Origin of the sequence: Mesorhizobium sp. M7A.F.Ca.CA.002.15.2.1, assembly GCF_003998715.1 — a bacterium.
In the GTDB taxonomy this organism is placed as follows: domain Bacteria; phylum Pseudomonadota; class Alphaproteobacteria; order Rhizobiales; family Rhizobiaceae; genus Mesorhizobium; species Mesorhizobium ciceri.
The window spans coordinates 39663-47041 of the sequence record NZ_RZPI01000001.1 but is presented as its reverse complement, the minus strand read 5'-3'; the positions used below and the strand labels follow the sequence as shown (position 1 = coordinate 47041).

5 protein-coding genes are annotated in these 7379 nt (G+C 59.9%); all 5 read left to right on the top strand.

Going from position 1 to position 7379, the window contains the following annotated elements; all coding sequences use genetic code 11:
- The coding region (locus ENZ74_RS00195; RefSeq protein ID WP_164760933.1) for an ABC transporter permease at positions 1-694 on the top strand (694 nt) is incomplete at its 5' end.
- A gap of 54 nt (positions 695-748) precedes the next feature.
- Entirely contained in the window at positions 749-1699 is a 951-nt protein-coding gene (locus tag ENZ74_RS00190; RefSeq protein WP_063167484.1) for a substrate-binding domain-containing protein, read from the top strand.
- Between the two features lie 72 nt (positions 1700-1771).
- Entirely contained in the window at positions 1772-2365 is a 594-nt protein-coding gene (locus ENZ74_RS00185) for a DJ-1/PfpI family protein (protein ID WP_013533129.1), read from the top strand.
- Between the two features lie 1436 nt (positions 2366-3801).
- The gene (locus tag ENZ74_RS00170; RefSeq protein ID WP_082826410.1) at positions 3802-6396 is read left to right on the top strand and encodes an AMP-binding protein; all 2595 of its coding nucleotides are present in this window, start codon (positions 3802-3804) and stop codon (positions 6394-6396) included.
- Positions 6396-7376: an NAD(+) synthase gene (gene nadE, locus ENZ74_RS00165; protein ID WP_272482884.1), complete on the top strand. Its 981-nt coding sequence runs from the start codon at positions 6396-6398 to the stop codon at positions 7374-7376. The genes ENZ74_RS00170 and nadE overlap by 1 nt, the downstream gene beginning before the upstream one ends.
- The last annotated feature ends 3 nt before the right edge of the window (positions 7377-7379 follow it).

Here is a 7379-nt window from a genome sequence, read left to right as displayed (position 1 = left end):
GACGGGGGCTATTCCCGCCGGTATGGCGGTTGCGATCCTGGTCGGCCTCCTGTGCGGGCTTGCCAACGGGCTCATCGTCACGGTCGGCAGGATCGAACCGTTTATCGCCACGCTGGGCACGATGGGGATTTTCCGGGCGCTGATAACCTATCTGACCGATGGCGGCACGATACCGATCGACAGGTCGTTGCGCGAGGCCTACCGGCCTGTCTATTTCGGCACGGTCGGCGGGATCCCGGTTCCAATCCTCATATCCGTCGCAGTCGCCGCGGTCGCATCCTTCATCCTTTACAAGATGAAATATGGGCGCAAATGTGCGGCGGTCGGCGCCAATGAGGATGTCGCCCGTTATTCCGGCATCTCGGTGATCAGGACACGGACCGTGGCCTATATCGTCCAGGGTGTCTGTGTGGCGATTGCCGCGATCTGCTACGTGCCGCGCCTGGGCGCCGCAACGCCGACAACCGGACAGCTTTGGGAACTGCAGGTCATCACCGCCGTGGTGATTGGCGGCACCGCATTGCGCGGCGGCAAGGGCCATGTGTGGGGGACAGTCGCCGGCGCCGTCATCCTGGAACTCATCGCCAATCTCATGGTGCTCTCGGACTTCGTCTCCGAATACCTCGTTGCCGCTGTTCAAGGCGTCATCATCATCATCGCCATGCTCATCCAGCGGTTTTCGAATTCGAAATAGCGCCGCGTCCGGACCACGCGGATTAACGTTCTTGTAGGTCCAAGGGAGAAGACAATGTTCAGTAGAAAATGGATTGCGGCAGCGACACTTGGCGCGCTGCTGCTGGCCGGCCAGGCCATGGCGCAAGACAAGAAGGTCATCGCGGTGTCGATACCGGCCGCTGACCACGGTTGGACAGCGGGCATCGTCTACCACGCACAAGCGGCGGCCAAGGAAATCAACGCCGCGTTCCCGAACGTCGAAGTGGTCGTGAAGACGTCGCCGTCCGCGGCGGAGCAGGTCAGCGCGCTTGAGGACCTGTCGGCCAGCCGCAAGCTGGATGCTCTGGTGATCCTGCCTTACAGCTCGGAAGAGCTGACCCAGCCGGTCAACGCTATCAAGGACATGGGCACGTTCATCACCGTCGTCGATCGGGGTCTGACTGACGCCTCCGTCCAGGATCTCTACCTCGCCGGCGACAATATCGCGGTTGGCACCAACACCGCCAAGTTCATGATCGACAAGCTTGGCGGCAAGGGCGACGTCGTTGTGTTGCGCGGCATTCCGACCGTCATCGACGACGAGCGCATCAAGGGCTTCCAGGACACGATCAAAGGCACTGATCTGAAAGTCCTCGACATCCAGTACGCGCATTGGAACAGCGACGAAGCCTTCAAGCTGATGCAGGACTATCTGGCCAAGTACCCGCATATCGATGCGGTGTGGGCCAATGACGACGACATGCTGCTTGGCGTGCTCGAGGCGGTCAAGCAGTCGGGGCGGACCGACATCAAGCTTGCGCTCGGTGGCAACGGCATGAAGGACATCGTCAAGAAAGTGATCGACGGCGACGCCATGACGCCGGTCGAGACGCCATACCCGCCGTCGATGATCAAGACCGCGATCTACATGACAGTCGCCAACCTGATCGGCCAGGCACCCGTCCGTGGCACCGTCAAGCTCGACGCGCCGTTGATCACCCAGGCCAACGCCAAGGAATATTACTTTCCGGATTCGCCATTCTGACCCTATCCGATTTCACAGAAAGGCAGGCGCAGTCTGCGCCTTGCCTAGCTCAAAACACTGAGAGGAAGAACCATGCCAGGCAAAAAGATACTGATGCTGACCGGTGAGTTCACCGAAGAATACGAAATCTTTGTCTATCAGCAAGCGATGGAAGCCGTCGGTCACACCATCCACGTGGTATGCCCGGACAAGAACGCCGGAGATCTGATCAAGACCTCGCTGCACGACTTCGAGGGCGACCAGACCTACACCGAAAAGCTCGGCCATTATGCGCTGATCAACAAGACTTTCTCGGAAGCCGAGAGGCAGCTCGATCAGTATCATGCCGTCTACTGCGCGGGCGGCCGCGGCCCGGAATACATCCGCACCGACAAGCGCGTGCAGGCGATCGTGCGCCATTTCCACGAGGCCAAGAAGCCAATCTTCACCATCTGCCACGGCGTGCAGATCCTGATCGCTGTCGACGGCGTGGTGCGCGGCAAGAAGGTCGCGGCACTCGGCGCCTGCGAGCCGGAGGTGACACTGGCGGGTGGCACCTATATCGACCTGTCGCCGACCGAGGCCTATGTGGACGGGACAATGGTTTCGGCCAAAGGTTGGACGGCGCTTGCTGCGTTCATCCGCGAATGTCTGAAGGTGCTGGGAACGGAAATCCGCCACGCATAAACTTCTGGAACCGACGCATTCGCCAAGGGATGCGTCGGTTCCCTTCAACAGCGCTTCCATATCCATCAACTCGGTCGGGATCGCGGCTTCCGAGCTACGATATAGGCGAGACACTTAAGTATTGCCGCCTGTTGCGCCGCTTTTCGTCCTGCCTGTTCCACTGGTGCTGTTCGACAGGGTCGGCGCGCGGCGTTGTTTCAGCATCCGGATAGGCCGTGTCGTCGACCGTGCGGCCCCGTCGTCCCCCCGAGGCCACCTCGCTCCGGGCTTGCTCATTCGGATTGCAAGCTGCTGACATCAGTCAACGCCTGCAACGGCGCTACGCCACCGGAAATCGGGGTGCGCTTGAGTTCAGGCCCGCGTCAGTAAATCTGGCATCGCGGATAATCCAATAATCTCCCGGCGTCCGGGGCTGGTCATCGGCCTGACGAAAAGAACGGCGTCCAGGAACGATTTCGGCCGGCTGTCGTTGCCTAACATTAGGTATCCCTTATGGACTTTGCGAAATGCCGCTGTGTCAGAATCTATGCCCTCTTGAAATGACGTTCAAATGTCCTCGCTGCGGATTGGCTTTGCTGAAACCCGGGCGCTGGTTCCAGGTTGCGTCCAAATATCGCTGCGAGGGCTGTCACAGCGAAATCCGGATTACGTATCCCGACAAGATTGCACTTTTCCAGAAGTATGCGGATTCGCAGGGCGAGGTCCATCTCCCCCAAAGCATAGCTCAGTCCTGACCAGTCGTTCAGCGGCTAGGCCACGGTCCTGCCAGGAGGGCAGGCGATCTGAAGGCTGACTTCCGGCGGTAGGGTTGCCTGTAGCATGGAACGAAATCCGTTCCCTGCGGTTGGAGTTGTCCAGCTACACGCGATTGAACCGGCCTTGCCCCACAGTCAGGAGCAGTGATGCAAACATACCTGGTGGAACAAATGGAGGGGGATGACGTGGTCGCGGCGAGTAACGTCAATGCGTCCAGCCCGTTCACGGCGGCGACTATGTCAACGGGACGCCAGGTTACCCTGCGGACTTGGGAAAACAATTGGGTTCGTGTAACGGATGAGCTTGGAGGGGAAGTGTTCGCATACTGCTTCGTTTCAAGTACTGGCAAAGCGGATAGCAGCGCGCAGCCCGACACCTCTGTAAGGTAAGGTAGTCCCGCAGCCCGGGCGGGCGCAGGCTGGCCTCTTCATCTTCGAATAATTCAAGCGATTAAGACCGTCTCACGCATCATCCGAATGATTGATGAAAAGATCATGCCGCGGAGCGATAAGCGGCAACAATCCTAGCGTGGGGCCCTTATGTCTCTGGCGCATTTAGAATCTTCGAGGGCGATTCAAACGGTGCAGGCTGACTACCAAGCGGTGGTCCCTTGCCGATGGCTAAAAGCTCCCGATCATGCTCTTGACCATGGCGGGCCTGTTCTACGTCTGCATCAACGGATGGGAACTGGCTTCGCCGACGTTCCTGTCTTTGATCACCTGAGGGAGATCGCCGGGCGTTATTCCGAAAAATTAGCCGCCAGCGACGGCACCAATCGACTGACCTATTCCGAGCTTTTTCGGGCGGTCGAGGCATTGGCCGGCTGGATTGAAGCCGTCGTTCCCGACGGAAATGCGGTTGGAATACTTCAGGCCAACTCGGTCTGGTACACCGTTGCGATGCTGGCCAGCATGGCATCCGGTCGGCCGTCAGTGCCGCTTAACGTGCGAGATCCGGACTCGCGCATCAACGAAATCGTCGCCGACGCGAGGCTCTCCGCCATAATTGGCGACAAAGGCCTCCACGGCCTTGATCTGCCCCAGCACGTTGCCTGGATCGATATGGCGCAATCATTGCAGGCAACGCCCCATCCAGCCGCACACCGTGTGGTTTCTGTCGATGCACCGGCAATCGTGCTTTATACCTCCGGCAGCACGGGCCGCCCCAAGGGGATTGTCAACAGCCAGCGGAACTTGCTGTGCCGAGTGCAGCAATATGTCGATGCGTGCCACATCAATGCACAGGATGTATTCCTGCCTCTGACCGGCCCGGCAACCATCGCCGGCTGTCGGGAAATTCTTGCCGCTCTGCTCACGGGTGCCACGTTGCAGCTTGTGGAGGTTGAAGCCGTCGGCCTGCGCGCGGTTCGCGGCCGCATGCAATCCGAAGGCGTGACGATCACCTATCTGGTGCCGGCATTGCTTCGCGCTCTCTTGGCGGATGAACCCGCGGACGCCTTTGGTTCGCTCAGAGTTGCCCGAATTGGAGGCGAGAAGGTATCTTCGGCCGACATCCGCCTCGTGCGCAAGGCTGTCCCGCCAAATTGCCTGGTGCAGATCGGCTATTCATCGACGGAAACGACGGGATCGCAGTGGTTCTTGCCGCACGATTGGCCGGAATTCGATTCTTCGGCTCCCGTCGGCTGGCTGCTTCCGGGAATCAGCTTCGCAGTGGTCGATGAAGAGGGTTACCCGGTTCAGCCCGGCAAGATCGGAGAACTGTTGATCAGAAGCCCGTATGTCGCGCTTGGACATTGGGAAAACGGGGCCGTTGTTCCGTTTGAAGTAGACCCCGACGACCAGACGCTTCGCATCTTTGCGACGGGCGATCTTGTGCAAATCGGGAGTGACGGCCTGCTGCGGATCATAGGCCGCAAAGGGCGCCAGATAAAGGTCAATGGGCGGCGCGTTGAGCCGGCCGAACTCGAACGGGTGCTGCGTGGCGCGCCGTCGGTGAAGGATGCCGTGGTTATCGTCACCCCGGCGAATGAACTGGTTGCATTCGCCGTACCGCACAGCGGAGCGGGAGCCAGTTTTTGCGACGAGCTGCGCCAACTTGCCAGGACAAAATTGCCGCCGGCGCTTTGCCCGTTGCGACTCCATGCAAGCGCCGAGATACCGCGACTGCCCAGCGGAAAGATCGATATGACAACGCTGGCTGCAATTGACCTTTCGGTTCGGGAAACCACGCCCCCACCGCAAATACCCCATGCGGGACATGAAGTTCCTGCTCATCAGATCGTACGGCGTGCCTGGACCAAGGTCCTCAAGACGCGGGTCGCCCTGGGCTGTTGGGATGAAGCGGGGGGAGATTCGCTGAAGCTGCTGCACTGCGTCATGGAAATCGAAAGCGCGATCGGGCAGGAGCTCGGATTGGAAGCCTTCACGGTTGGAATGAGCTTCGATGAGATGGTTGCAGCGGTCATTTCTGCTCAAGGAGGCGGCGAGCACGCGCCCGCTTGGAAACACGAGCCTCCGCTGCTTTTCCTTTTCCCCGGGTCGGTCGGCTATGGTCCGAGCCTTGCTTCGTTCGCATCGGCAATAAGCAAGGTCGCCAGGGTGTCTCCCATCAGATATCCGGCCCTGGGCATGATCCTGCAAGGTCAGAACACCGTCGCCGCAATGGTCGAAGCTGCAATCGATCATATCAACCGCGTACAGCCGACCGGCTGTGTTCGCCTGCTTGGTCACTCGCTCGGAGGAGCGGTTGCTTTTGAGGTTGCCGCGCGTCTGCTTGATCAAGGGCGAGCGGTAGCGTTCACGGGCATTCTGGATACCAGCCTGGTTGGCGAACGCAGCAAGCGTTGGGAGACGATTACCCGGACATTTCACCGGATCCGAACCAATCGTATATCGGCTAGTCGAGTGGCATGCCGCGCGCTTGCCAAGGTCGCGGTCAAAATGCACTGCGAATCCCGGCTTGCCAGCTTCCTCGATCGCTATGCCGAGGGTCAGTTCAACCCGACGAGCTTCAGAACCAAACTGGAACTGCAGGAAGTTCTGCGCGCGCGCGCCTTCTTCCAGTGGCTCACAGAACCCAGGCCGATACTGCCGATCACCGGCACCTTGTTCCGTTGCGCGCGGCCCGGAATGCCGCTTGCACTTGGGTGGGATCGGGCATTCGTCCATCTGGACGTCATTCCGATCGCCGGCACTCACATCGACATGGTCGTGGAGCCTCATCTGACCATCAATCGCCCGCTCATCGAAAACGCTGTGACTGAGACCTACTCTTCAATCGAGTCACAGAAACGGGAGGCAGTGTCATCGACCTGATCGGGGAATTCAGCAGCGGTGTGCTGGCGCTCGATGCCCGGCTGGAGATCGATCGCATCGTCGAGACCTTGCGCGAACAGGTTCTCGGCACACAACGGCGCCGCGGAGTGGTTGTCGGGCTCTCCGGAGGCATCGACAGTTCGGTCGTCGCAACGGTCTGCGCACGCGCGTTCGGCAGGGACAAGGTACTGGGCCTGTTCATGCCGGAGCGCGATTCATCCGGCGACTCGCTGAGGCTTGGCCGCAGCGTCGCCGGGCAGCTTGGCATCGACACAATCCTTGAAGATATCCAGCCGGCGCTCGAGGGCATCGGTGCCTACGCCCGACAGATGGAGGCCATCCGAACTGCCGTCCCTGGATATGGCGAAGGCTGGAAATGCAAGCTGGTCATGGCATCGGTGCTGGAGAGCAGCGGCCTTAATATCACGCGCCTCACCGTCGAGGATCCGGACGGAAAGATCGACACCGTGCGTCTTTCGCCGGCGGCTTACCTGCAGATCGTCGCTGCAACCAACTACAAGCAGCGGGTTCGCAAGATGACTGAATACTATCATGCGGACCGCCTCAACTATGCAGTGGCAGGCACGCCAAACCGGCTCGAATATGACCAAGGCTTCTTCGTCAAGCAGGGCGACGGCGTCGCCGACGTGATGCCGATCGTCCATCTCTACAAGACCCAGGTTTATCAGCTGGCGGAATATCTCGGGATTGACGAGGAGGTCCGAATGAGGCCGCCGACCACGGACACGTTTTCCATGGCGCAAACCCAGGAGGAGTTCTACTTCGCCTTGCCCTATCAGCTGATGGATTTGTGCCTCTACGGCATGAATCACGGAATTTCGGCCGGCGTGGTTGCCGCCGCCGCCGGCCTGACGGCCGAGCAGGTCGAGAAGGTCTATAAGGATATCGTCAGCAAACGCCGCGCCGCCCGCTACCTTCACGCACGGCCGCAGCTGTCCGCTGCGATGGACAGGGATTGACCC